Source organism: Micromonospora sp. NBC_01796, from assembly GCF_035917455.1.
GTDB lineage: Bacteria > Actinomycetota > Actinomycetes > Mycobacteriales > Micromonosporaceae > Micromonospora_G.
In genome coordinates, this window is the sequence record NZ_CP109078.1 from 263,247 (window position 1) to 284,868 (window position 21,622).

At 72.2% G+C, this 21,622-nt stretch carries 20 protein-coding genes; 10 read left to right on the top strand and 10 right to left on the bottom strand.

Annotated features, from left to right (window positions below):
• Nucleotides 1-209 precede the first annotated feature (209 nt).
• Both OIE47_RS01220 and OIE47_RS01225 read left to right on the top strand, forming a co-directional pair.
• Nucleotides 210-1,427 (top strand): aminoglycoside phosphotransferase family protein, encoded by a 1,218-nt coding sequence (locus tag OIE47_RS01220; RefSeq protein ID WP_326559602.1) that lies wholly within the window; start codon nucleotides 210-212, stop codon nucleotides 1,425-1,427.
• Between the two features lie 127 nt (nucleotides 1,428-1,554).
• A complete protein-coding gene (locus tag OIE47_RS01225) occupies nucleotides 1,555-2,241 on the top strand; it encodes a hypothetical protein (protein ID WP_326559603.1) in 687 nt (228 codons plus the stop codon).
• Nucleotides 2,242-2,320: 79 nt separating this feature from the next.
• On the opposite strand, the gene alc is transcribed toward OIE47_RS01225, so the two are convergent.
• The 3 genes from alc to OIE47_RS01240 are packed head-to-tail and all read right to left on the bottom strand — an operon-like array spanning nucleotide 2,321 to nucleotide 6,001.
• On the bottom strand, nucleotides 2,321-3,430 hold the full coding sequence (gene alc, locus OIE47_RS01230) for an allantoicase (protein WP_326559604.1): 1,110 nt from the start codon (nucleotides 3,428-3,430) through the stop codon (nucleotides 2,321-2,323).
• Nucleotides 3,430-4,755, bottom strand: coding sequence for an allantoinase AllB (gene allB / locus OIE47_RS01235; RefSeq protein ID WP_326559605.1), 1,326 nt, complete (start codon nucleotides 4,753-4,755; stop codon nucleotides 3,430-3,432). Before allB ends, alc begins: the two co-directional genes overlap by 1 nt.
• A 52-nt stretch (nucleotides 4,756-4,807) precedes the next feature.
• Nucleotides 4,808-6,001 carry a DUF6986 family protein gene (locus OIE47_RS01240; protein WP_326559606.1) on the bottom strand — a complete coding sequence of 398 codons (1,194 nt, stop codon included), beginning with the start codon at nucleotides 5,999-6,001 and terminating at the stop codon, nucleotides 4,808-4,810.
• 216 nt (nucleotides 6,002-6,217) lie between these two features.
• Between OIE47_RS01240 and OIE47_RS01245 the strand changes: the two genes are divergently transcribed.
• From OIE47_RS01245 to OIE47_RS01255, 3 genes are all read left to right on the top strand, one after another.
• Nucleotides 6,218-9,103 carry a helix-turn-helix transcriptional regulator gene (locus OIE47_RS01245; protein ID WP_326559607.1) on the top strand — a complete coding sequence of 962 codons (2,886 nt, stop codon included), beginning with the start codon at nucleotides 6,218-6,220 and terminating at the stop codon, nucleotides 9,101-9,103.
• Between the two features lie 210 nt (nucleotides 9,104-9,313).
• Nucleotides 9,314-11,530: a M4 family metallopeptidase gene (locus tag OIE47_RS01250; protein ID WP_326559608.1), complete on the top strand. Its 2,217-nt coding sequence runs from the start codon at nucleotides 9,314-9,316 to the stop codon at nucleotides 11,528-11,530.
• Nucleotides 11,531-11,627: 97 nt separating this feature from the next.
• Nucleotides 11,628-12,683, top strand: coding sequence for a glutathione S-transferase family protein (locus tag OIE47_RS01255; protein ID WP_326559609.1), 1,056 nt, complete (start codon nucleotides 11,628-11,630; stop codon nucleotides 12,681-12,683).
• A gap of 20 nt (nucleotides 12,684-12,703) precedes the next feature.
• Here OIE47_RS01255 and pyrE read toward each other — a convergent pair whose 3' ends face one another.
• Both pyrE and OIE47_RS01265 read right to left on the bottom strand, forming a co-directional pair.
• Nucleotides 12,704-13,234 carry an orotate phosphoribosyltransferase gene (gene pyrE / locus OIE47_RS01260; RefSeq protein WP_326559610.1) on the bottom strand — a complete coding sequence of 177 codons (531 nt, stop codon included), beginning with the start codon at nucleotides 13,232-13,234 and terminating at the stop codon, nucleotides 12,704-12,706.
• Between the two features lie 118 nt (nucleotides 13,235-13,352).
• On the bottom strand, nucleotides 13,353-13,844 hold the full coding sequence (locus tag OIE47_RS01265) for a metallophosphoesterase family protein (protein WP_326559611.1): 492 nt from the start codon (nucleotides 13,842-13,844) through the stop codon (nucleotides 13,353-13,355).
• Between the two features lie 81 nt (nucleotides 13,845-13,925).
• On the opposite strand from OIE47_RS01265, the gene OIE47_RS01270 reads away from it, so the two are divergent.
• A complete protein-coding gene (locus tag OIE47_RS01270; RefSeq protein ID WP_326559612.1) occupies nucleotides 13,926-14,510 on the top strand; it encodes a TetR/AcrR family transcriptional regulator in 585 nt (194 codons plus the stop codon).
• A complete protein-coding gene (locus tag OIE47_RS01275; RefSeq protein WP_326559613.1) occupies nucleotides 14,507-15,352 on the top strand; it encodes an alpha/beta fold hydrolase in 846 nt (281 codons plus the stop codon). Before OIE47_RS01270 ends, OIE47_RS01275 begins: the two co-directional genes overlap by 4 nt.
• Nucleotides 15,353-15,375: 23 nt before the next feature.
• On the opposite strand, the gene OIE47_RS01280 is transcribed toward OIE47_RS01275, so the two are convergent.
• Entirely contained in the window at nucleotides 15,376-16,197 is an 822-nt protein-coding gene (locus tag OIE47_RS01280) for an alpha/beta fold hydrolase (protein WP_326559614.1), read from the bottom strand.
• Between the two features lie 221 nt (nucleotides 16,198-16,418).
• The gene (locus OIE47_RS37975) at nucleotides 16,419-16,547 is read right to left on the bottom strand and encodes an SEC-C metal-binding domain-containing protein (protein WP_442792037.1); all 129 of its coding nucleotides are present in this window, start codon (nucleotides 16,545-16,547) and stop codon (nucleotides 16,419-16,421) included.
• Nucleotides 16,548-16,813: 266 nt separating this feature from the next.
• Here OIE47_RS37975 and OIE47_RS01285 point away from each other — a divergent pair, with 266 nt between their 5' ends.
• Entirely contained in the window at nucleotides 16,814-17,005 is a 192-nt protein-coding gene (locus OIE47_RS01285; protein WP_326559615.1) for a hypothetical protein, read from the top strand.
• Nucleotides 17,006-17,010: 5 nt separating this feature from the next.
• Entirely contained in the window at nucleotides 17,011-18,183 is a 1,173-nt protein-coding gene (locus tag OIE47_RS01290) for a LacI family DNA-binding transcriptional regulator (protein WP_326559616.1), read from the top strand.
• Nucleotides 18,184-18,210: 27 nt separating this feature from the next.
• Here the strand turns inward: OIE47_RS01290 and OIE47_RS01295 are convergent, their stop codons facing one another.
• Nucleotides 18,211-18,705: a tetratricopeptide repeat protein gene (locus tag OIE47_RS01295; protein WP_326559617.1), complete on the bottom strand. Its 495-nt coding sequence runs from the start codon at nucleotides 18,703-18,705 to the stop codon at nucleotides 18,211-18,213.
• A gap of 106 nt (nucleotides 18,706-18,811) precedes the next feature.
• Between OIE47_RS01295 and OIE47_RS01300 the strand changes: the two genes are divergently transcribed.
• Nucleotides 18,812-19,717, top strand: coding sequence for a hypothetical protein (locus OIE47_RS01300; protein ID WP_326559618.1), 906 nt, complete (start codon nucleotides 18,812-18,814; stop codon nucleotides 19,715-19,717).
• Here OIE47_RS01300 and OIE47_RS01305 read toward each other — a convergent pair.
• A complete protein-coding gene (locus tag OIE47_RS01305) occupies nucleotides 19,714-20,964 on the bottom strand; it encodes an RNA polymerase sigma factor (protein ID WP_326562965.1) in 1,251 nt (416 codons plus the stop codon). The genes OIE47_RS01300 and OIE47_RS01305 overlap by 4 nt on opposite strands.
• Before the next feature lie 3 nt (nucleotides 20,965-20,967).
• Entirely contained in the window at nucleotides 20,968-21,360 is a 393-nt protein-coding gene (locus OIE47_RS01310) for a YciI family protein (RefSeq protein ID WP_326562966.1), read from the bottom strand.
• Nucleotides 21,361-21,622: the final 262 nt, after the last annotated feature.

The following is a 21,622-nucleotide window of genomic DNA, read 5'->3' on the forward strand; positions in this document are numbered from 1 at the left end:
CCTCCGCGACGCGCCGAACGTGCCAACCTGGCATCCGATTAGCCAATCCGAGGGCACGGAAACCGGTCCGGGGCAGCAATTTCGCGGTTCTCCGGACGGGACCGTCGAGGTGTGCAGGGCGAATCCGGTCCGTCCCGGTTGTCGCCGTACTGTCCGGTCGGATGTAACCCGATGGTGCCGGGCGACCCGAGCGGGTAGCGTGCCGGCTCGTGTCCCGTACGGTCACCCTTGTCCTGGTCGACGCAGACGGCGTACCCCTGGGGGTGTTGCCGGCGTACGACGTACCGGCGCCCTGGTGGCAGGAGGTCGCGGACGTCGTGGCCGGTGCCCGGTCCACCCACGGGGTGGAGGTCACCGTGCTCCGGTTGTTGCACACCGAGCGGCCGGTGCCGCACGGCGGGGCGGTCGGTTACCTGGCCCAACTCGCCCCGAGTGCACCGAAACTGGCCGAGCTGAGCGCCCTCGACCCGGCCGTACTGACGTCGATCCGGACGCCGGAGCCGTTGCGGGCCGCGTGGGCGCAACCGGGTGGCCCGGCGCGAAGCCTCCGGTGGGCGGCCGACGAACTGACCCGGCTCGGTCGGGGCGGCTTCACCGGCAGCCAGCAGCGGGCCTGGAACCTCTCCACCATCTGGCGCCTGGACCCGGAAGAGCCGGCAGGGAGCGGTACGCCGGTCTGGCTCAAGCAGGTGCCACCGTTCTTCCGGCACGAGGCGACGGTGCTGCGCTGGCTCGGCCGGGAGGCGCCCGACCTCGCCCCGGCACTGCTCGCCGCCGACGACCACAACGGGAGGATGTTGCTCGACCACGTGCCGGGTGACGACTGGTACGGGGTGGACGTCACCGGACGCGACACGATCGCGGCCGACCAGCACCGGATCCAACTCGCCTCGGTCCCGTACGCGCAATCGCTGGTCGACCGGGGTGTACCCGACCGGCGGGGAGCCCTACTGACCCGGACGGTGGTCGACACGCTGGTGGCGAGCGGGGTGGACCTGAGCGGCGTACGACGGCTCCTGGACGACCTCGACCACCGGCTCGCGGCAATCGCCGGGTGCGGCCTGCCGGACACCCTCGTCCACGGTGACCTGCACCCCGGCAACGTCCGGTACGACGACGGCCGGCGGGTCCTGATCGACTGGGGGGACGCCTTCGTAGGCCATCCCGCCTTCGACATCCTGCGCCTGAGCGAGGGCCTGACGCCGGACGAGTCGACGGCCCTGGTCCGCTCCTGGGCGGAGCGGTGGCGGTCGAGCCGGCCGGGCTCCGATCCGGAATCCGCGGTACGGCTGCTGCGTCCGCTGGCCGCCCTGCGCAACGCGGCGGTGTACGCGGACTTCGTCAACCGGATCGAGCCGAGCGAACGGGTGTTCCACCGGGCCGACGTACCGCATTATCTGGACGAGGCGGCGCGACTGGCCGGGTAGTCCCACTGTCGCCTATCCGTCGTTGCCCTCCATTGTGGACAAGCCGTAGCGTCGCGACTACCCATGGTTTGCCGCGGCCGTACACGATGCGTCGCGGCCGAGCCGGTTCACAGTACGGAGGCTCCCGGTGACCGATCACGTCGCGCCCGCAATCGTCGCACCACAGCTCGTCGTCAACAGCCGGATGATCTACTTCGGCTGGCTGCCGGCGGACCCCGACGCGGTCGCGGCGCTGGTGCCCAAGGGGCTCGAACCGATGGCCAACCGCCAGGTCTTCATGAACCAGTACGTGGTCGACGACGAGGGCCAGACCTCGGGTTTCGGCGCCTACTCGCTCACCTACCTCGGGCCGGACCTGGACGGGCTGGACGCCCCCGACGGGGTGACCCCCGGCCGCTGGTGGACCCACTACCTCAACTCCAGCCCCGTGGTCCGGGAGTACGCCGCCGCCCGTGGCGCACCGGCGAGCGTGGGCCGGACCACGATCGAGGTCAGGGGCCGGCGGCTGGTCGCCACCACCGAGGCGGACGGCGTGCCGGTCATCAGGACCACGGCCCGGGTCGGCCGGACCGGCGAGGCGATCAACCGTGGACAGTTGCGGTACCTCACCGACGTCGACGGCCGGCGGACGAGCGGCATCTACCCGTTCATCGCCGAGCCGGTCGACCCGTTCGAGATCGAGTCCCTGGAATTCCTGGAACCCGACCATTCCACCTGGGCCCTACGCCCCGCGAACCCCCTGGAAATCACCTGGGGCTTCTACTCCCCGCGTTCCTCCTTCGCCTACCCCGGCGGCGAATCCCCCCTCCCCTGACCCCCCTTCGAGATCAGCCCTCTTGTAGAGAAAGAGGGGCAATCGTCCGCCGGATAGCGCCTCTTTCTCTACAGGAGGGCTATCGGTGTGTCGAAGGGGGCGGTGGGAAGGAGCGGCGCCAGGGGGTGTCGGCGGTCGGGGCGGCGGAGCGGTCGAGCTGGTGTTGGTGGGTGGGGGGTAGGGAGTCCCACCAGCGTTGGCGTAGGTTCGCCAGGTCGTCGGGGGCGATCCGGCCGGGCAGGCGCAGTCTCGCCATCCCGCCGTCGGGGTACACGTCCAGCCGGACGTCGGTTGCCGTACGGGCGTCGGGCAGCGGGAACCGGTGCCGGGTGTCGGGTTGCAGGCGTACTCGGGGCAGCAGGTCGAACCAGGACCGGTCGTCGGCCGGGTCGGCGTACCTGGTGTCGATCCCGCGCAACGACGCGGCGCCCGGGGCGTTGCCCTTGAAGTGGCTGGTGTCCAGCTCCGCCATCCGGATCCGGCCGGGGGCGACGAGCCGGACGCGTACCCAGTCGTTGCCGTCGTCGCGGCGCCGCGCGGTCTCCCAGCCCTCCCCCATCACCCGGGCCAGGCCGGGCGCGACGAGCTGGTCCGGCGAACCGTAGAAGCGGTTGCTGCAGTCGGTGACCCGACCGCCGTACTCCAGGGCCGCGAGGTCGACCTGACCGTCCGGGAAGAGCCGGGGATCCGGTACGACCGTCCCGTGCACCCGCAGCCGGGCCACCCCGCCGTCCGGGAAGATGTTCAGCCGCACGTGGGTGAACCGGTGCGGGTCCGTCACCGCGAAGGCGTTCGCGGTGTCGCCCTGCACCGCCGAGCGGGGCACGATCGTCAACCAGTCGGCGGCGGCCAACTCGGCCGGGCTCGGATAACCCTCCAGGCCGCACGCCTGCACCGAGACGAACGGCGGGAAGTTACCGGTGAAGAAGGCGGTGTCGACCACCACCCCGGAGATCACACCGGGCGCGCCGAGCCGGACGGTCGCGTGGTCGTGGCCGGGTTCCCGGCGGCGGCGGGTCTCCCAACCGTCGTACACCTGGCCCTTTGCCCCGAAGGTCTGCGGGGTGAACGTCGGCGCACCGGTGTTGACCAGGTTGTCCCGGGCGGCGAAGAACTCGTCGTTGGCGTCGACCACCGAACCGCCGAGCAACCGGGAGGCGAGGTCGGGCAGCTCGGTGAAGTCGGCCATCAGGCCCCCCGGCGCAGGAACCGGCCGCGCGGCGGCTCGTCCGGCCGGACCTGGTCGCCGCGCAGCCAGGTCGCCCGGACCTCGCCGAACAACTTCCGACCGGCGTACGGGGTGATCGGGTGGCGGTGCCGGAGCAGGGCCGGTTCGACCGTGAACCGCCCGTCGGGGGCGAACGCGACCAGGTCGGCGTCGGCACCGGGTTCGATCCGCCCCTTGGCGGGCAGCCCGGCGATCTCGGCCGGGCGACGCGCCATCCAACGGACCACGTCGGCGAGGCTGTGTCCGCGCTGACGGGCCTGGGTCCAGATCACCGGCAGGCCGAGCTGCAGCGACGCGATGCCGCCCCAGGCGGAGGCGAAGTCGCCCCGGTCGAAGTTCTTCAGCGCCGGTGGGCAGGGCGAGTGGTCGGAGACGACGCAGTCGATCAACCCGGCGGCCAGCCCCGCCCAGAGCGCGTCGCGGTTGTCGGCCGACCGGATCGGCGGGCAGCACTTGAACTCGGTCGCCCCGTCGGGCACCTCCTCCGCGGTCAACGCCAGGTAGTGCGGGCAGGTCTCGGCGGTCACCCGTACGCCGTCGCGGCGGGCCTCGGAGATCAGTGGCAGCGCCTCGGCGGCGCTGAGGTGCAGGATGTGCACCCGCGCACCGGTGGCCCGTGCCGCGGCGAGCACGGTGGCGACCGCCTTCGACTCGGCCAGCGGTGGGCGGGTGGCGACGAAGTCGGCGTACCGGCCGGTCTCCGGGGTGGGCAGGATCTCGGCCGGGTCCTCGGCGTGCAGGACGAACAGGGCGTCCACCGCCTCCAGGGCCCGCCACAGCCCGGCCGGGTCGAGCGGCGGGAACTCCGGCACCCCGGAGTCGACCAGGAACGCCTTGAAGCCGAGCACCCCGGCGGCGTGCAGGGCGGGCAGGTCGGCGAGGTTGCCCGGTACCGCCCCGCCCCAGAACCCGACGTCGACGTGGCACCGGCCGGCGGCGGCCCGCCGCTTGATCCGTAGCGCGTCGGCGGTCACCGTCGGCGGCAGCGAGTTCAGCGGCATGTCCACGATGGTGGTCACCCCGCCGGCCAGGGCCGCCCGGGTGGCGGTCGGGAAGCCCTCCCACTCGGTCCGCCCCGGCTCGTTGACGTGCACGTGGGTGTCCACCAGACCGGGCAGCAACGCCAGTTCGCCGAGGTCCTCGCCGGCCACCGCGTGGTAGTCCTCGATCGCGGCGATCCGCCCGTCGCGCAGGCAGACCGCCGCCGGGCGCTCCCCCTGCGGTGTCACCACCCGACGCGAACGCAACACCAGGTCGTAGTCGCCGTTGTTCTCCTCGCCGCTCATGCCCACCGCCCTTTGCTGGATGTCGCCGATCGGTCCGGGTTCCGGTGGCGGGTCACAGCGCCGCCAGCTCGGCCCGGTCGAATCCGGCCTCGTCGGGGTCGTACGCGCCACAGTCCAGGCCGCGCAGCAGGAACCCGGCCAGCGCCCGCGCCGTCGCCGGCTCGTCGAGCACCCCGCTCGCCTGCCGCTCGAGGTACGCCCGCAGCCGCCGCTGCGCCGCCACCCGCCCGTCGCGGAAGAAGGCGTACGTGGCGGCGAACCGGGTCGGCAACTGCGCCGGGTGCATGTCCCAGCCCTGGTAGAGCCCCTGTTCGAGGGAGCGTCGGACCAGCCCGGCGTGCAGGTGCCAGGCGGCCCGTACGTCGGCTTCGGAGCCGACCGGGAGCACGTTGGTCGAGCCGTCGGAGAGGCGTACGCCGGTGCCGGCGGCGACCACCTGCATCACCGCCTTGGCGAAGTCGGCGACCGGGTGCGCCATGCTCTGTTGCGCCGCGGCGACGCCGAGTGCCGCGCTGTAGTCGTAGGTGCCGTAGTGCAGGGCGGTGCACCGGCCCCTCGCCGCACCGATCATCCGGGCGACGGTGGCGGTGCCGTCCGAGCCGAGTACGGCCGGCGGCGTCTCCACCTGCACCTCGAACCGCAACGTCCGTACGGGCAGCCCGTGTGCCGCCTCCAGCCGCTCGCAGAGCACGACCATCGCCTCGACCTGTGCGGGTGCGCTGACCTTCGGCAGGGTCACCACGAACCCGTCCGGTGGTGGCCCGTCCAGCGCCTCCAGGAAGATGTCCAGGGTGCGTACGGCCCGGTGCCGGCTCGGCCCCTCCAGGCTCTTGATCCGCAGCCCGCTGAACGGCAGTGGTCCGGCCGCCCGCAGGGCCTTGGCGGCGTTTCGGGCCGCCGCGTCCTCGACCCCGTCGGCGGGTACGCCGTACCCGTCCTCGAAGTCGATCCGCAGGTCCTCGATCGGTTCCCGGTCGAGCTTGCCGACCACCCGCTCGTGCAGCTCCGTGGCGTACGGCGGCGGTGGAAACCCGGCCAGTACGGCGAGCGCCGCCGACCCCCACTCCGACACCACGCCGGGATGCATCCGGTCGGCGGGCAGGTAGACGGTGTGCACCGGTTGCCGCCCCTGGGCCGGTCCGGGATAGGTACGGAGCAGGTCGGCGTCGACCGGGCCGAGCAGGGCGTCGAGTTCGGCGTAGACGGACGGGTCAAGTTTGTTCCACTGTGGAGTGTGGTCGGCCATGGTCGATGTCCCCCGTCCCGGAGTCACCCTTTGCAGTGGATCCTGCTAGCACCGTAGCCGCTCCGGCCCCGACAGTCAGCACTCAAGACCATCACCCATGCACACCTATTGATGTATCGAGGTGCAGCTCCTAGGCTGACGTGCGGCATCGACTGCACGAAGGCCGCCGGGACCCCGACCACGGGTCGGAGCCACCCGGCTCGGCGACGTAGGGGGATGGCGCTGGGCGGAGACCTCCCTGCCGAAGGACGACCCGGCCTCCTCGGCCGGACAGAGCTGCTGGCCGGCATCGAACGGCGGCTCGCCGCGGGCGGCGGGGTGGTGCTCGCCGGCCCCGACGGCATCGGCAAGTCCGCGCTGCTGGACGCGGTCGCCGCCACGGCGGCCGGGCGCGGGGAACTCGTACTGCGACTCAGCCCGGCCGAACCCGAACGGTCGCTGCTCTACTCCGGCCTGGTCGACCTGTTCACCCAACTGCCGCCGAGTGCGGTGGACCCGCTGCCGTCGCCGTACCGGGCCGCGGTCGAGGCGGTCCTGTCCGGCACCATCGGCACCGGTGGCCCGGACTGGTCGTACAACGGCGATCCCGCGTTCGAGCTGGCCTGCCGGCGGGCGCTGCGCCGGGTGCTGGAAACGGTGGCCGCCCGGCAGCCGGTCCTGCTGGTGCTCGACGACACCCAGTGGCTCGACGCCGCCTCGGCCGGCATGCTCGGTTACGTCGTACGCCGCATCGGCGACCAGCCGATCCGTACGGTGGCCGCCCGGCGGCTGGTCGAGCCCGGCTCGGACCACTGGGCCAGCCGGCTCTGCCCACCGCCGGTGCTGGAGCTGACCGTACCGCCGCTGGCCGCCGACGACCTGGCCGCGCTGTTGGAGGCGCACGGGCTGCCGTGTCGGGCGGCGAGCCGGCTGCACGCGGACAGCGGTGGCAATCCGTACCTGGCGCTGGCGCTCGGCGGCGCCTTCGGACCCGACCCCGAACCGGCCTGGCGCCCGGTGCCGCTGCCCGAACCCGTACGGGCCCGGCTGCGCCAGCGGATCGACGCGCTGCCGGCCGGGGTGGCCGACACGCTTTTGGTGGCCGCGCTCGCCACCCGCCCGACGGTGGCGCAGCTCTGCCTGGCCGGGCGCCCGGACGCCGAACGGGAGATCCGGCTCGCCGGCTCGGCGGGGCTGGTCCGGCTCGACGGCCCGGTGGTGCGCTTCACCCCGACCGGGGTGGCGACCGTGCTGGTCGACGAGGCGGAGTCACCGCGCCGGGCGGCCATCCACGCCGCGCTGGCCGGGGTGGCGACCGACCGGGCCGAGGACGCCCGGCACCGGGCGCTGGCCGGCGCGGGGCCGGCAGCCGAGGTGACCCGGTCCCTGGTCGCGGCGGCCGAGGCCGCGCTGCGCCGGGGTGCGCGGGGGCTGGTCGCCGAGCTGTACCTGCTCGCCGCCGACCGCACCCCACCCGGCTGGCCCCGGCAGGAGTGGCTGGTCAGCGCCGCGGAGGCGGCGGCAGCGGCCGGGCAACCCGACCTCGCCGGCCGGGCCGCCGAGGCGGTGCTCGCCGGGGACGCGACGGCGGCGCACCGGGTCCGGGCCCGGATGGCGCTGATCGACCTGGCCGGTCAGGCGCTCGGCGAGATGGACCAGGCGTTCGCCGCGGCGCTCGCCGACGCCGAGAGCGAGGTCGCCCTGCTCGCGCCGCTGCGGCTGCGGCTGGCCTGGCGGGCGCTGGTCGCCGGCACACCGGACCGGGCGGTGGCCGAGATCGACGGGGCGATCGCCGCCGCGCGGGCCGCGGGCGACCGGACCACCGAGGCGATGGCCCTCGGCGTACGGGCCCAGGTGCAGCGGGTACGCGGCCACCCGGACTACGTCGACACCCTGGCCCGGGCGCTCGCGCTGCCGGTGCCGGAGCAGACCGGCTGGCTGCACCTGACCCCGCGTTACCTGTCCGCCCGGTTCGCCCTCGCCGACGACCGGCTCGACGCCGCCCGCGCCGAACTGCTCACCATGCTCGCCACCGCCGAGCGGGGCGGGGGTGAGGAGCTGATCGGGGTGCTGCGCAGCCTGGCCGAGGTCTCGGCCCGCGCCGGCCGGTGCCGGGAGGCGTTGCAGCACGCGCAGCGGGCGATGCGCGTCTGCGAGCAGACCCGACTCAGCCCCGGCCCCTGCTGGTACACCCTCGCCGTGGCGGAACTGGCCGGCGGCAGCGTGGCCCGCGCCCTCGCGTACGCCGAACGCGGGGTGCGCGCCTCCGAGCAGGAACGGGACAACATCTTCCTCTGCCGCAACCTGCACGTGCTCGGCCAGGCGCGGCTGCGCGCGGGGCAGCACCGGGCCGGGGTGGAGGCGCTGCGCCGGTTGCGGGACCTGGAGGCCGCACAGGGCGTCGCCGACCCGTCGATGCTGCGCTGGCACGGTGACCTGGCCGCCGGCCTGGCCGCGCTGGGTGCGTACGACGAGGCGACCGAGACCATCGCGCAGGGGCGACGGGCGGCGTTGCGGCTCGGCCACTGCACCGGTGTGCTGGCCCAGCTCGACCGGGCGGCGGCCCTGGTCCTGGCCGAGCGGGGCGATCCGGGTTCGGCGGTCGACCTGTCCGCCGCCGCCGCGGAGTGCTTCGCCACCCTGCACCAGCCGATCGAACGCGGGCACGCGCTGCTCGTCCAGGGCGGTGCCGAACGCCGTCGCCGCCGGTACGCCGCCGCCCGGGTCGCGGTCGGCGCCGCGCTGACCATCTTCCTCCAGGTGGAGGCGAAGCCGTGGGTGGAGCAGACCACCCGGACCCTGGCCCGGGCCGAGGGCGTCTCGACCGGCCCGTACGCACCCGACGGGATCGCCCGTACGACCGACCGGCCTCGTCCGGTGGCCGGTGCGACCGGGCCCGGCAACGGGGACGGGCAGGTGAACGACAGGCCCGGCTCCACCGAGGGGCTCACCTCGACCGAGGCGCACATCGCCGGGCTGGTCCGGCAGGGGGCGAGCAACCGGGAGATCGCCACCCGGCTGTTCATCAGCGTGAAGACCGTCGAGGCGACCCTGACCAGGGTCTACCGCAAGCTCGGTGTCCGGTCCCGCACCCAGCTCAGCTCGCGACTCAACGAACGCTGAGCGCTGACCCGGCAAACGCCGTCGAGGCCGGGCCGGGCGCCGGCAAGGGATTTCCCTGATTCGGTGACAGGCGTCGATGCCTAGCGTGTCATCGCACGTCATCGTTCGCTCCACTGTCGACCCACTGTCGACCCGGTCCGCCGTCACCCACCGGTGCGGCCGGCCAACCCCGGCTGACCCGCCCCATCGGGCGGAAGAAGGAGTACCCAGGTGAGACGCAAGGTTCTCAGCCACAGCCTGGTGGCGCTCGCCACCGGCACGGCACTGACGCTGACCGCGACACCCGGTGTCGCGGCACCCGCACCCGTGCCGGCCGCCCCGAGCGCCGCCCCCGCCCAGCTGGCCGCCACCGCAGCCGACCAGCTCGTCGACAGCGCCGCCCCCGCGCTGCACCGCTCCGCCGGTGACACCCTGCGTCGTACGGGGGTGCAGGTCGGCAACAGCGGGCTGCACTACGTCACGTACGAGCGCAGCTACCGGGGTCTGCCGGTGGTCGGCGGCGACGTTGTCGTCACCACCGACTCGACCGGTGCGGTACGCGGCACCGCCGTCGCGCAGGAGTCGGCCATCGCGGTCGACACCGCACCGGCGGTCAGCACCGACCGGGCTGCCGCCACCGCCACCGCGCAGCTCACCAAGGCCACCGAGACCACCACCCCTCGCCTGGTGGTGCTCGCCTGGGGCGCACCCCGACTCACCTGGGAAACGGTTGTCACCGGCTCGATCGGCAACACGCCGAGCAAGCTGCACGTCTTCGTCGACGCCGTCACCGGCGCGGTCGCCGACTCGTACGACGAGGTCCGCGCCGGCACCGGTAACAGCTACTACAACGGCACGGTCAGCATCAACACCTCGGGCTCGGGATCGTCGTACTCGATGACCGACACGACCCGGTCCGGGCTGCGCTGCGGCGGGCAGACCGGCACCGCGTACACCGGCACGGACGACACCTGGGGCAACGGCTCGGGGACCAACCTGGAGACCGCCTGCGTCGATGCCCTGTACGCCGCGCAGCGGGAGTGGGACCTGCTCGGCTCCTGGTTCGGCCGCAACGGCATCACCGGCAGCGGTGGCAGCCCGCCGATCCGGGTCGGCCTCAACGACGTGAACGCCTACTGGAACGGCAGCTACGTCAACTTCGGCCACAACCAGGCCAACACCCGCCAGGCCACCCCGATCGACGTGGTCGCGCACGAGCTGGGTCACGCGGTCTTCCAGTACACCCCTGGCGGCGCGGGCAGCGGCAACGAGAACGGCGGCATCAACGAGTCGACCGGCGACATCTTCGGCGCGCTGACCGAGGCGTTCGCCAACAACGCCAACGACCCGCCGGACTACCAGGTCGGCGAGGAGGTGGACCTGGTCGGTGACGGCCCGATCCGCTACATGTACAACCCGTCCCTGGCCGGCGACCCGAACTGCTGGTCCACCTCGATCCCGAACACCGAGGTGCACGCCGCCGCGGGTCCGCTGAACCACTGGTTCTACCTGACCGCCGAGGGTTCCAACCCGGGCAGCGGCAAGCCGGCGAGCCCGACCTGCAACAGCTCCACGGTCACCGGCATCAGCATCCGCAAGGCCGGCGAGATCTACTACAACGCGTTGCTGGCCAAGACGTCGAGCTGGCGTTACGCCAACATCCGGGTCGCCACCCTGAACGCGGCGAAGAACCTCTACCCGGGTAGCTGCACCGAGTTCAACACGGTCAAGGCGGCCTGGAACGCGATCAGCGTCCCGGCCCAGTCGAGCGAGCCGACCTGCGGCACCGCGTCGAACGACTTCTCCATCTCGGCGTCGCCGACCGCCGGCAGCGTCGCGCCGGGTGCGGTCGCGACGACCACGATCAGCACCGCGGTGACCGCCGGGTCCGCGCAGACGGTCGCGCTCTCCGCCACCGGCCTGCCCTCGGGTACGACCGCCGCGTTCACCCCGACGTCGGTGACCGCCGGCGGGTCGTCCACCCTTCGGCTGACCACCTCGACGTCGACCCCGGCCGGGACGTACACCGTGACGGTCACGGGGACCGGGAGCGTGTCGCACTCGACGTCGTACGCGCTGACCGTGACCGGTGGCGGGGGTGGCGGTTGCTCCGGCACGAACGGCACCGACGTCGCCATCCCGGACAACGGTGCGGCGGTGACCAGCAGCATCACCATCGCCGGCTGCAACCGCAACGCCGGGACCGGCTCGACGATCGCGGTCAACATCGTCCACACCTACCGTGGTGACCTGGTCATCGACCTGGTCGCGCCGGACAACAGCGCGTACCGGCTGAAGAACAGCTCCAGCGACAGCGCCGACAACGTGAACACCACGTACACGGCGAACCTGTCCAGCGAGGCGGCGAACGGCACCTGGCGGCTGCGGGTGCAGGACGTCGGCCCGATCGACACCGGCTACATCAACACCTGGACGCTCACCCTCTGATCCACGCGAACCCCGCCGGCCGCCGCCCGTACGCCGGGCGGCGGTCGGTGCGTTCCGATCCGTTCGAGGCGGTAAACGGGCGTCCGGAACGGGCCGGATGCGCGACGATAGCGGAATGTCGAAGACGAACGATGCCGGCGGCACCTACGTGAATCCCGGCGGCGAATTCACCCGCGACCAGCGTTACATCGCCACCCGGATCACCGCCGACGGGCGGGACGGGTATCCGGTGGAACCCGGCCGGTACCGGCTGGTGGCCAGCCGGGCCTGCCCGTGGGCGAGCCGGATGGTGATCATCCGTCGGCTGCTGGGACTGGAGGACGTCCTGTCGCTGGGACTGGCCGGGCCGACGCACGACAAGCGGAGCTGGACGTTCGACCTCGATCCGGGCGGGCGTGACCCGGTGCTCGGCATCGAACGCCTCCAGGAGGCATACTTCGCCCGCTTCCCCGGTTACGAGCGCGGCATCACCGTCCCGGCGATCGTCGACGTACCGACCGGGCAGGTGGTGACCAACGACTACGCGCGGATGTCGCTCGACCTCTCCACCGAGTGGACCGCCTACCACCGGCCGGACGCGCCGAGGCTCTACCCGGAGGAGCTGCGGGAGGAGATCGACGAGGTGAACCGGGTGGTGTTCACCGACGTGAACAACGGCGTGTACCGGTGCGGCTTCGCCGGCTCCCAGGAGGCGTACGCACGGGCGTACAAGCGGCTGTTCGACCGGCTCGACTGGCTCTCCGCCCGGCTCGAGGGGCAGCGTTACCTGGTCGGTGACTCGATCACCGAGGCCGACGTCCGGCTGTTCACCACCCTGGTCCGCTTCGATCCGGTCTACCACGGGCACTTCAAGTGCAACCGGCAGAAGCTCACCGAGATGCCGGTGCTGTGGGCGTACGCCCGTGACCTGTTCCAGACCCCCGGATTCGGGGACACGGTCGACTTCGAGCAGATCAAGGAGCACTACTACGTGGTGCACCGGGACATCAACCCGACCGGAATCGTGCCGATCGGTCCGGACCTTTCCGGCTGGCTGGACCCGCACGGGCGGGAGTCGCTGGGCGGGCGCCCGTTCGGCAACGGGGCCCCGCCGGGACCGGTCTCGGCCGGCGAGACGGTCCCGGTGGAGCACACTCCGTACGCCGCGATCTAGAGCCCGTGCGGCCCGGCCGGTCAGGCGGTCGCGGCCCGGTCGAGGTCGGCGCGGGTGAGCAGCGACCGGAGGGCGATCCCGTCGGCGGCCAGCGCCTCGGCGCCGCCCTCCTGGCGGTCGATCACGCAGAGCGCGTGTTCGATCTTCGCCCCCAGCTCGCGGAGCTGGCCGGTGGAGATGGCGATCTGGCCGCCGGAGGTGACCACGTCCTCGACGATCAGGACCCGCGCGCCACCGACGTCGGCGCCCTCGGCCAGCCTGGCGGTGCCGTACGACTTGGCGACCTTGCGGACGAACGCGCACGGCAGCCCGGTGTGCCGGCCCAGCGCGGTCACCACCGGGATGCCGCCGAGTTCCAGCCCGGCGAGGACCTCGGTCTCCGGCGGTACGAGCGCGGCCATCTCGGCGGCGAGGGCGTCGAGCAGCACCGGATCGGCCTCGAAGCGGTACTTGTCGAAGTACTCGTCGGCGACACGGCCGGAACGGAGCACGAACCGGCCGGACAGGCGGGCGACGGTGTTCACCTGGTGAGCGAGATCAACGAGAGTCACGAGGCACCATCTTGGCAGATGCCGGACGGGCGCCCGAAACGTCGCTCCACGGTGGATGGCCCGGTCGCGGCAGCACCCGGGGCCCGGGTGGCGAGCGGGCGGGCATCGGACGACCCGGTCAGAGCGGGTGCAGGGTGACGGCGTCCAGTCGCCCGCCGGTGACCTCGGCGGTGAGGTAGCTGGCGTACGGCTGCCGGCGCCGGTCGGTGGGGGAGCCTGGGTTCAGCAGCCGCAGCCCGCCGGGTGCCTCGCTGTCCCAGGGGATGTGCGAGTGGCCGAAGATCAGCACATCGGTGTCCGGGAACCGGGCAGCGGCCCGGTGTTCCCGCCCGCCGGCCGGACCGGTCTCGTGGACGACCGCGATCCGGAGCCCGTCCAGGTCCGTCCGGGCTACCTCGGGCAACCGTGCCCGCAGCTCGGGCCCGTCGTTGTTGCCGTACACCCCGATCAGCCGGGCGCTGCGTGCGGTCAGGGCGTCGAGCAGTGCCTCGTTGACCCAGTCACCGGCGTGTACGACCACGTCGGCGGTGTCGACCGCGGTCCACAGCGCGGCCGGCAGGTCACGGGCCCGCTTCGGCAGGTGGGTGTCCGCCATGATCACGAGACGCACCCGACCAGCCTATCGAGCCCCGGTCGACCGGGTGCTATCTTAGGACCCCTAAGTTTCCTCTTAGCCTAAGAAAGGTTCGGTATGCCACGGCAGGGTTTGACCACGGAGCGGGTCTCGGCCGCCGCTGCCGAGTTGGCGGACGAGGTCGGGTTGTCGCGGTTGACCGTGGCGGCGGTCGCCCGACGCTTCGGGGTCTCGGACGCCGCCCTCTACGTGCACGTCCGCAGCCGCGACACGCTGATCGAGCAGGTCGCGGTCCGGGCGGCGGCCACGTTCAGCGACCGGCTCGCGCTCGCCGTGGCCGGTCGTGCCGGTGAGCAGGCCCTCGTCGGATACGCCGACGCGTACCGCGCGTTCGCGGTGGCGCACCCCGGGCAGTACGCGGCGACCCAGCTCCCGCTGCCGCCCGAGGTCGGCACCACCTCGGCAGGACACCTGCGCCTCATCGAGCTGAGCTACGCGATGCTGCGCGGATACGGGCTCGACGAACCCGCGCTGACCGACGCCATGCGTTTCGTACGCAGCACCTTCCACGGGTTCGCGAGCCTCGAAACCGTGGACGGATTCGGACATCCCCGCGACCTCGACGCGTCGTGGAGCGGCATCCTCGACGCGGTCCACACCACCCTGAGCAACTGGCCGACCATAACGAAGGAACGGCGATGAACACCCACGACACCCACGACCGGTACGTCAGCTCGGCCGACGGCACCCGCCTGGTGGTCCGGCGCCTGGGTTCGGGCGACCCGGTCGTCCTCGTGCACGGCTCGGGCGGCGGTCTGCACTCCTGGGCCACGGTCGCCGAGCAACTCGCCGACGGCTACCAGGTGTGGCTGCCGGCCCGGCGCGGGTACGCCCCCAGCGACGTCCCGGCCACACCCAAGTCGTTCGAGCACGAGACCGCCGACCTGATCGCGGTTATCGAGGCGGTACGCGGGTTCTCGGGCCGGCCCGTACATCTCGTCGGAGCCTCGTACGGAGCGACCCTGTCGCTGCACACCGCCGCGGCGGATCCGCGCGGACTTCGCTCCCTGGCCGTCTTCGAGGCCCCGCTCTTCGCCGCCGGGCCGGAAATCGGGCCGTTGCTCGACCGGTACCGTTCCGCCTTCGAACGCGACGACGCCCCGGCGATGGCCGCAACTCTGAACGAGGTGACGCGGGTTCCGGCCGAGATCGTGGCGGCGTTCGCGGCCGCGGCCGGGGACAGAACGCCGGACCCGGTCGAGGCACGGCGCTCGGCGGTCGGCTGGCTGCACGATCTCGAAGCGCTCGCCGGGGACGGCACCGACATCGACCGGTGGTCCCGGATCGCCGTACCGACCCTGGTGATGCAGGGCGCCGACACCTGGGAGCCGATGCCGACCACGATGGACGCCCTGGCGAGCACCATTCCCGATGCACGGCAGATCGTCTGGCCGGGACAGTCGCACTTCGTCACGATGACCGCACCCACCCTGGTCGCCGACACCCTGCGCCGGTTCTTCGCCGAGGTGTCGGTGTCGGGGTAGCCGGACCGGGGTGACGCCGGGCGTCAGCTCTTGAGGAAGGCGAGCAGGTCCTCGTTGACCTTGTCCTGGAGGGTCGCGGTCATCCCGTGCGGCGCGCCGGGGTAGTAGATCTCCTGTGATCCCGGAATGAGCTGGGCCGACTTCGGCCCCGAGTCCTTGACCGGGACGATCTGGTCGTCCTCGCCGTGCATCACCAGGGTCGGGATGTCGAACTTCTTCAGGTCCTCGGTGAAGTCCGTCTCGGAGAAGGCCTCGATGCTGTCGTAGGCGTTCTTCACGCCCGACTGCATGCTCCAGAGCCAGAACTGGTCCAGGATGCCCTGCGAGACCTTCGCACCCGACCGGTTCGCGCCGTAGAACATCAGGGCGAGGTCCTTGTAGAACTGCGACCGGTCCTTGAAGAGCCCGGCACGCAGCTCGTCGAAGACGCTCTTCGGCAGCCCTTCGGGGTTGGCCTTCGTCTGCAGCATCAGCGGGGGCACCGCCGAGATGAGCACCGCCTTGGCGACCCGTCCGGTGCCGTGCCGACCGATGTAGCGGGCCACCTCGCCACCACCGGTGGAGTGGCCGACGAGGCTGGCACCGGTCAGGTCGAGCGCCTCGATGACGGCGGCGAGGTCGTCCGCGTACCCGTCCATGTTGTTGCCGGCGGAGGTCTGGCTCGATCGGCCATGACCGCGACGGTCGTGCGCGACCACCCGGAAGCCGTTCTGTACGAGGAAGAGCATCTGCCCGTCCCAGGCGTCCGCGCTCAACGGCCACCCGTGCGAGAACGTGACGACCGGACCCTCGCCCCAGTCCTTGTAGTAGATCTCGGTGCCGTCCTTGGTGGTGATCGTGCTCATCGTCGCCCTTCCTCTACGTCCGCAAGGCAGGCGGGCACTCGGCGCAGGTCGCACACCGGTCGAGCCGGCTCACATCCGACTCTAGACCGCCGTCATGGCCCTGAACTGGGCTTCCCTGGAACGCCCGAGGGGCCCCGGAGCAACGACAACCGAGGGGTGCCGGGTCACCCGGCACCCCTCGGGAACATCAGTCTCGCCAGTAGTAGTGGGCGTTGGTGTCGTCAAACCGCCCACCGGTACGGCAGCAGCGGCGGAAACCGCCGCCCGGAACCACATGGACAGGGGTCCCTGCCGCCGAGCTTCTCGACCAGCTCGGTGTCGACACCGACGACCCGGTGCCCCCGTTTCACCTGCGACTCGCTAGAGGGAACCCCCTGCGGCGCTTGCTGGTCGGCTCAAAAGGACGCCTCGGCGTCGTAGTCACGGCTCATCGTGATCGCCTCCTCGGTAGGGAACGCGGCGATCGAACCGTAGCGGTCCCGGGCAGGACCGGGCGACCCGTTTTTGTCACGGTCGCGCTGGCACCGGAAGACTTTCTGTACCGGTCAAGGAAATCCCTTGACCGGTACAGCCAACGGGCTTACTGTATCGGTACAGAAGAAAACTGGAGGTCATCATGGAAATGCCCGCCGCCTTTGTCATCGCCCTCAACGACGTCGAGTTCGAGTTCAACAGCGCCCGCCCCGACGCCCCCGTCGTCCCGTACGTCGAACGGGCGCGACGCACCCGGCTGGTCCGTACGAAGGTCGCCGAGGCCCTCGTCCGCGCCGCCCGCGTGATCGAGCCGACCCGACCGGCACCCTGCTAACCTCGATGGGCAAACCGGTGCCCGTGACGAGCCTGTCGGCGCCGAACCGGACCATCCGCCCCGGCGGCCACTCCCCCGGCCCCGGCGACGGACGCAGACCAGCAACTGGCGGTGACGTGGCGCCACGGGTGACGTTGCAGACGATCGCCGACCGCGTCGGCGTGAGCCGGATGACCGTGTCGAACGCGTTCTCCAAACCCGACCAGCTCTCCGCCGCGCTACGCGAACGGATCCTGGACGCCGCTCGGGAGGTCGGCTACGCCGGGCCCGATCCGGCGGGCCGGGCCCTGGCGAAAGGCACCACCGGAGCCGTCGGCATCGTGCTGACCTCCTCCCTGCGCTTCGCCTTCACCGACCTGGTCGCCACCAGCTTCCTCGGCGCGATCGCGGAACAGCTCGGCCCGACCGGTCTGGCCCTGACCCTGCTGACCTCGTCCGACGACGGCGACGTCATTCCGGCCCGGGACGTGGCGATGGACGGTGCACTGGTCTACTCCTGCGATCCGACGTCAACCGCGGTCCAGTACCTCACGCGTCGCCGGCTTCCCCTGGTCTACGTCGACCAGGACCCGGTCGAGGGCATCCCCGCCGCCAACGTGGACGACCGGTCCGGGGCCCGTGCCGCCGCCGCGCACCTCATCGACCTGGGACACCGGAGGATCGGACTGCTGATGTCCGGCATGCACGGCGTACACGGGCTGATCGATCCAGCGGATATCGAGGTCGACGGGCACGCGTCCAGGCAGCGGCTGCTCGGCTGGCGCGACGCCCTCGACGCCGCCGGGATCACGCCGTTGGTGGCCCGCCAGGACGGTTCCGTTCCGGAGCAGGCGAAGGCCGGTGCTCGGCTGCTGCTGGACCGCCCCGACCGCCCGACCGCGATCCTCTGCTTCTCCGACGCGGTCGCGTACGGCGCCCTCCAGGCCGCCGAGGAACTCGGGATCCGGGTGCCGGCGGAACTCTCGGTGGTCGGCTTCGACGACAGCCCGCTGGCCAGCCAGCTCCGGCCGGCTCTGACCACCGTCCGCCAGGACGTCGAGGCCAAGGGCCGGGTCGCCGCCGCCGCGCTCACCAGGGCGATCGCGGACACCCGGGCCGGGCGTACGGTCACCGCCGAACACGTCCTGCTCCCCACCGAACTGGTCGTCCGGGACAGCACCGCACCGCCGCCGGCCTGACGCGTCAGCCCCGCGCGGTCCCCGCCGCTACTGCGTCTCGTCCAGGTTGTCGGCGTAGTACCCGATCGCCCGGCGGTACCGCCGTACCCCCGCGTCCTCGCTGGTGGAGACGATCACCTTGAGCAGGCTCCGGACGGCCTCCCGGGCCTCGCCGACGTTGTAGAGCGCCATCGCCAGGAACGTACGCAGGGCCGGATCGTCCGGGAACTCGTCCAGGGCCCGACGCAGCGTCGCCAGCGACTCCTCGTACCGCCCCAGCACCCGGTACGTGCTGCCGAGTCCCAGGTACGCCCCGTGCCGATCCTCCGGGGACAGGCCCGTACCCCGTAGCGCCCGCTCGTAGAACGGGACCGCCTCCGCCTCCAGACCGGCGGTGTCGTGCGCCCACGCCGCCTGGTACGCGATCCCCGCGTCCTGCGGATGCCGGTCCGCGAGGTCCACCAGGCGCTCGCGCGCCTGCGCGTTGCCCTCCTCCCGCAGCCGTACCGCCTGCGACAACAACACCTCGTGCCGATCACCCATGCCGAGCCACGCTGCCACCCCACCACCGCCGACGGCAAACGCCGCCGGCCCGGCGCACGCAGGTCGGGCCCACGGTGCCCGAGTCGGCCCGTGAGAGGATTCACCCATGGCAAATCAGCAGGACGTCGACGGTTCCGACCGGCACGGCGGGTCGGACACCGCTCACCGCGACCTCGGCGGGAGCGTCGACGCTCGGCTTGCCCTCGCACAGGACCCCACCACGTCGCAGACGACGCTCTACGAGTTGGCCTCGGACGCATCGCCCGTGGTCCGCAAGGCGGTGGCGACCCGTACGGACGCGCCCGCGCAGGCCCTGCGACCACTGACCCGCGACCATGATCGCGACGTACGCGAGGCGGTGGCCCGGAACCCGTCGACCTCGGCGGGGAACCTGCTGCGGCTCGTCCGCGACGCCGACCGGTGGGTCCGGTGGGCGGTCGCCGGCAACCCGGGATGCGACGAGTCGGTTCGCCGGGCGATGGCACAGGCGCAGGACAAGGAACTCCGTGGCCTGCTCGCCGAGACCCGGGAACTCGAACCGGAGCTGGCCGCGATCCTGATCGACGACGTCTCACCCGAGGTACGCGAACGACTCGCCATCCACACCCACGACCCCGACGTGATCACCGCCCTGCTGGCCGACCGGACCGCACGCGTACGCAAGGGGTTGGCCCGCAACACCCGGACCTCCGCCGAGCAGCGCGGCACGCTGGCCCGGGACTCCGTGGTCGACGTCCGGGCCACGCTCGTACGCTCCCTCGAACTCGACGAGGAGGATCTGCACCGCCTGGTCGACGACCGTGCGGCGCAGGTCCGGCTGTCGATGGCGACGTCTCCCCTCGTACCGGCGCACATCCGGCGCGCCCTCGAGGACGACCCGGACGAGTCGGTTGCCGCCGCGGCACGGGACTTCGACCGGGCGTCCCAGAAGTCCGCCACGGTCCGTACGCCACGCGTCGGCGCCCGCCGTCCGAGCACCGGTCCGGCCCGTCGCCGCGAGGGCCCGCGCTAGTTCCCCTTCGCGAGCCGGGCCGCCCGCAACGTCAGGTAGTGCTGTTCGGGCAGGCTGGTCGTCCGGCTGGCCGCCGCCCGGTAGTTCTCCACCGCGGCCGGCCGGTCGTCGAGCATCTCGTACAGGTGCGCCCTGGCGGCGTACAGGCGGTGGTGTCCGGCCATCCTCGGGTCGGTGTCCAGGGCGGCGAGGGCGTCGAGGCCGACGGCCGGACCGTGCACCATCGCGGTCGCCACGGCCCGGTTCAGCGACACCACGGGATTGGCGGAGTGCCGTTCCAGCACCCGGTACAGGGCGAGGATCTGTGGCCAGTCGGTCTTCTCCGCGCTCGGCGCCTCGTCGTGCAGCGCGGCGATGGCCGCCTGGAGCTGGTACGGACCGACCGGACCACGGGGCAGCGCGGCGGTGATCAGCGCGACGCCCTCGGCGATGGCGGCGGCGTCCCACCGACCGCGGTCCTGGTCGGCCAGGGAGATCAACGCGCCGCCGGGTCCGGTGCGAGCCGGGCTGCGGGCCTCGGTGAGCAGCATCAACGCCAGCAGTCCGGCGACCTCGCTGTTCGTCGGCAGCAGGGCGTGCACGGCTCGGGCCAGCCGGATCGCCTCGCTGGACAGCTCGACCCGGCGCAGGTCCGGGCCGGCGCTGCTGGTGTGGCCCTCGTTGAAGATCAGGTAGAGCACGTGCAGCACCGCGTCCAGTCGACGGGCCCGGTCCTCGCGGTCCGGCATCGAGAACGGCACACCGGAGGCCTTGATCCGCTGCTTGGCCCGGCTGATCCGCTGCGCCATGGTCGCCTCGGGCACCATGAACGCGCGGGCGATCTCCGCCGTGGACAGGCCGCCGACCGCCCGCAGGGTGAGCGAGATCGCCGACGCCGGGGACAGCGCCGGGTGGCAGCACATCAGGAGCAGGACCAGCGTGTCGTCCCGGTCCGCGGTCGCCTCCAGGTCGGCCGCCGGTGCGGCGAGCAGGTCGTACGGCTCACGCCGGGCCGCGAGATCCTCCCGGTTGCGCCGGGCCTGCTCGCTGCGTACGACCTCGATCATCCTGCGGTACCCGACCTGGATCAGCCAGCCCCGAGGGTTGTCCGGCACCCCCTCCTGCGGCCAATGGGTCGCGGCGGCCAACAGCGCCTCCTGCACCGCGTCCTCGGCGGTGGTGAAGTCACCGAACCGGCGGGTGAGCACGCCGACGACCTGCGGCGCCAGCTCGCGCAGCAGGTCCTCGACGTGTGGGTTCCCGTTCAGCGCTCAGATCTCCTGCGGCGGCGCGGACATGACCGGGCGTACCTCGATCGGCATGTTCAGCGGGCGACCGCCGGGGCCGGGAGCGGCAGACAGTTCCGCGGCGATCTCGACCGCCCGCTCGGGGGTGTCGGTGTCCACGATCCAGTAGCCGGCCAGGAACTCCTTCGTCTCGGCGAACGGCCCCTCGGTCACCACGGCCGCCCCGCCGTTCCCACCCCGTACGATCTTCGCCTGGTCCGCCCCGGCCAGGCCCTGCCCGTCGACCAGCTCCCCGGCGGCGGTCAGCTTGCCGTTCGAGTCGCCCATGAACCCGATGTGCGCCCGGATCTCCTCGGGGGTCCAGGTGTCGATCGAGGGGAAGTCGGCGTTCGCCAAGCTGAACTGCATCAGCAACATGTACTTCACGTTGTGCTCCTCAAGCCTGCGCGCCCGTGTGCGGCGCTCTCACGGTCAGGTAGAAGCAGGCGCCGCCGTCTCGACATCCTCGACCGGAAATCCTCGAAAAAAGTTCGCCGGGCCGATTTTCCTCACCCTAACCGCGCCGACCCGCCCGATGGCGACCGCCCACGCGAGATCTGCCCGGTCCGTCGATACCGTCGAAACTGATCCGATGGCGGACGAACGCCACCCGTGCGTCGTACCGTCCACCCGATGAGTA

What these genes read in the sequence shown, in the direction of transcription:
- OIE47_RS01290 (WP_326559616.1), top strand. Translation starts at nt 17,011, where the DNA reads ATGGGCAAACCGGTGCCCGTGACGAGCCTGTCGGCGCCGAACCGGACC.
- OIE47_RS01240 (WP_326559606.1), bottom strand. Translation starts at nt 6,001, where the DNA reads ATGGCCGACCACACTCCACAGTGGAACAAACTTGACCCGTCCGTCTAC.
- OIE47_RS01280 (WP_326559614.1), bottom strand. Translation starts at nt 16,197, where the DNA reads ATGAGCACGATCACCACCAAGGACGGCACCGAGATCTACTACAAGGAC.
- OIE47_RS01255 (WP_326559609.1), top strand. Translation starts at nt 11,628, where the DNA reads ATGCGCGACGATAGCGGAATGTCGAAGACGAACGATGCCGGCGGCACC.
- OIE47_RS01245 (WP_326559607.1), top strand. Translation starts at nt 6,218, where the DNA reads ATGGCGCTGGGCGGAGACCTCCCTGCCGAAGGACGACCCGGCCTCCTC.
- OIE47_RS01285 (WP_326559615.1), top strand. Translation starts at nt 16,814, where the DNA reads ATGGAAATGCCCGCCGCCTTTGTCATCGCCCTCAACGACGTCGAGTTC.
- OIE47_RS01275 (WP_326559613.1), top strand. Translation starts at nt 14,507, where the DNA reads ATGAACACCCACGACACCCACGACCGGTACGTCAGCTCGGCCGACGGC.
- alc (WP_326559604.1), bottom strand. Translation starts at nt 3,430, where the DNA reads ATGGCCGACTTCACCGAGCTGCCCGACCTCGCCTCCCGGTTGCTCGGC.
- allB (WP_326559605.1), bottom strand. Translation starts at nt 4,755, where the DNA reads ATGAGCGGCGAGGAGAACAACGGCGACTACGACCTGGTGTTGCGTTCG.
- OIE47_RS01310 (WP_326562966.1), bottom strand. Translation starts at nt 21,360, where the DNA reads ATGTTGCTGATGCAGTTCAGCTTGGCGAACGCCGACTTCCCCTCGATC.
- OIE47_RS01270 (WP_326559612.1), top strand. Translation starts at nt 13,926, where the DNA reads ATGCCACGGCAGGGTTTGACCACGGAGCGGGTCTCGGCCGCCGCTGCC.
- OIE47_RS01295 (WP_326559617.1), bottom strand. Translation starts at nt 18,705, where the DNA reads ATGGGTGATCGGCACGAGGTGTTGTTGTCGCAGGCGGTACGGCTGCGG.
- OIE47_RS01300 (WP_326559618.1), top strand. Translation starts at nt 18,812, where the DNA reads ATGGCAAATCAGCAGGACGTCGACGGTTCCGACCGGCACGGCGGGTCG.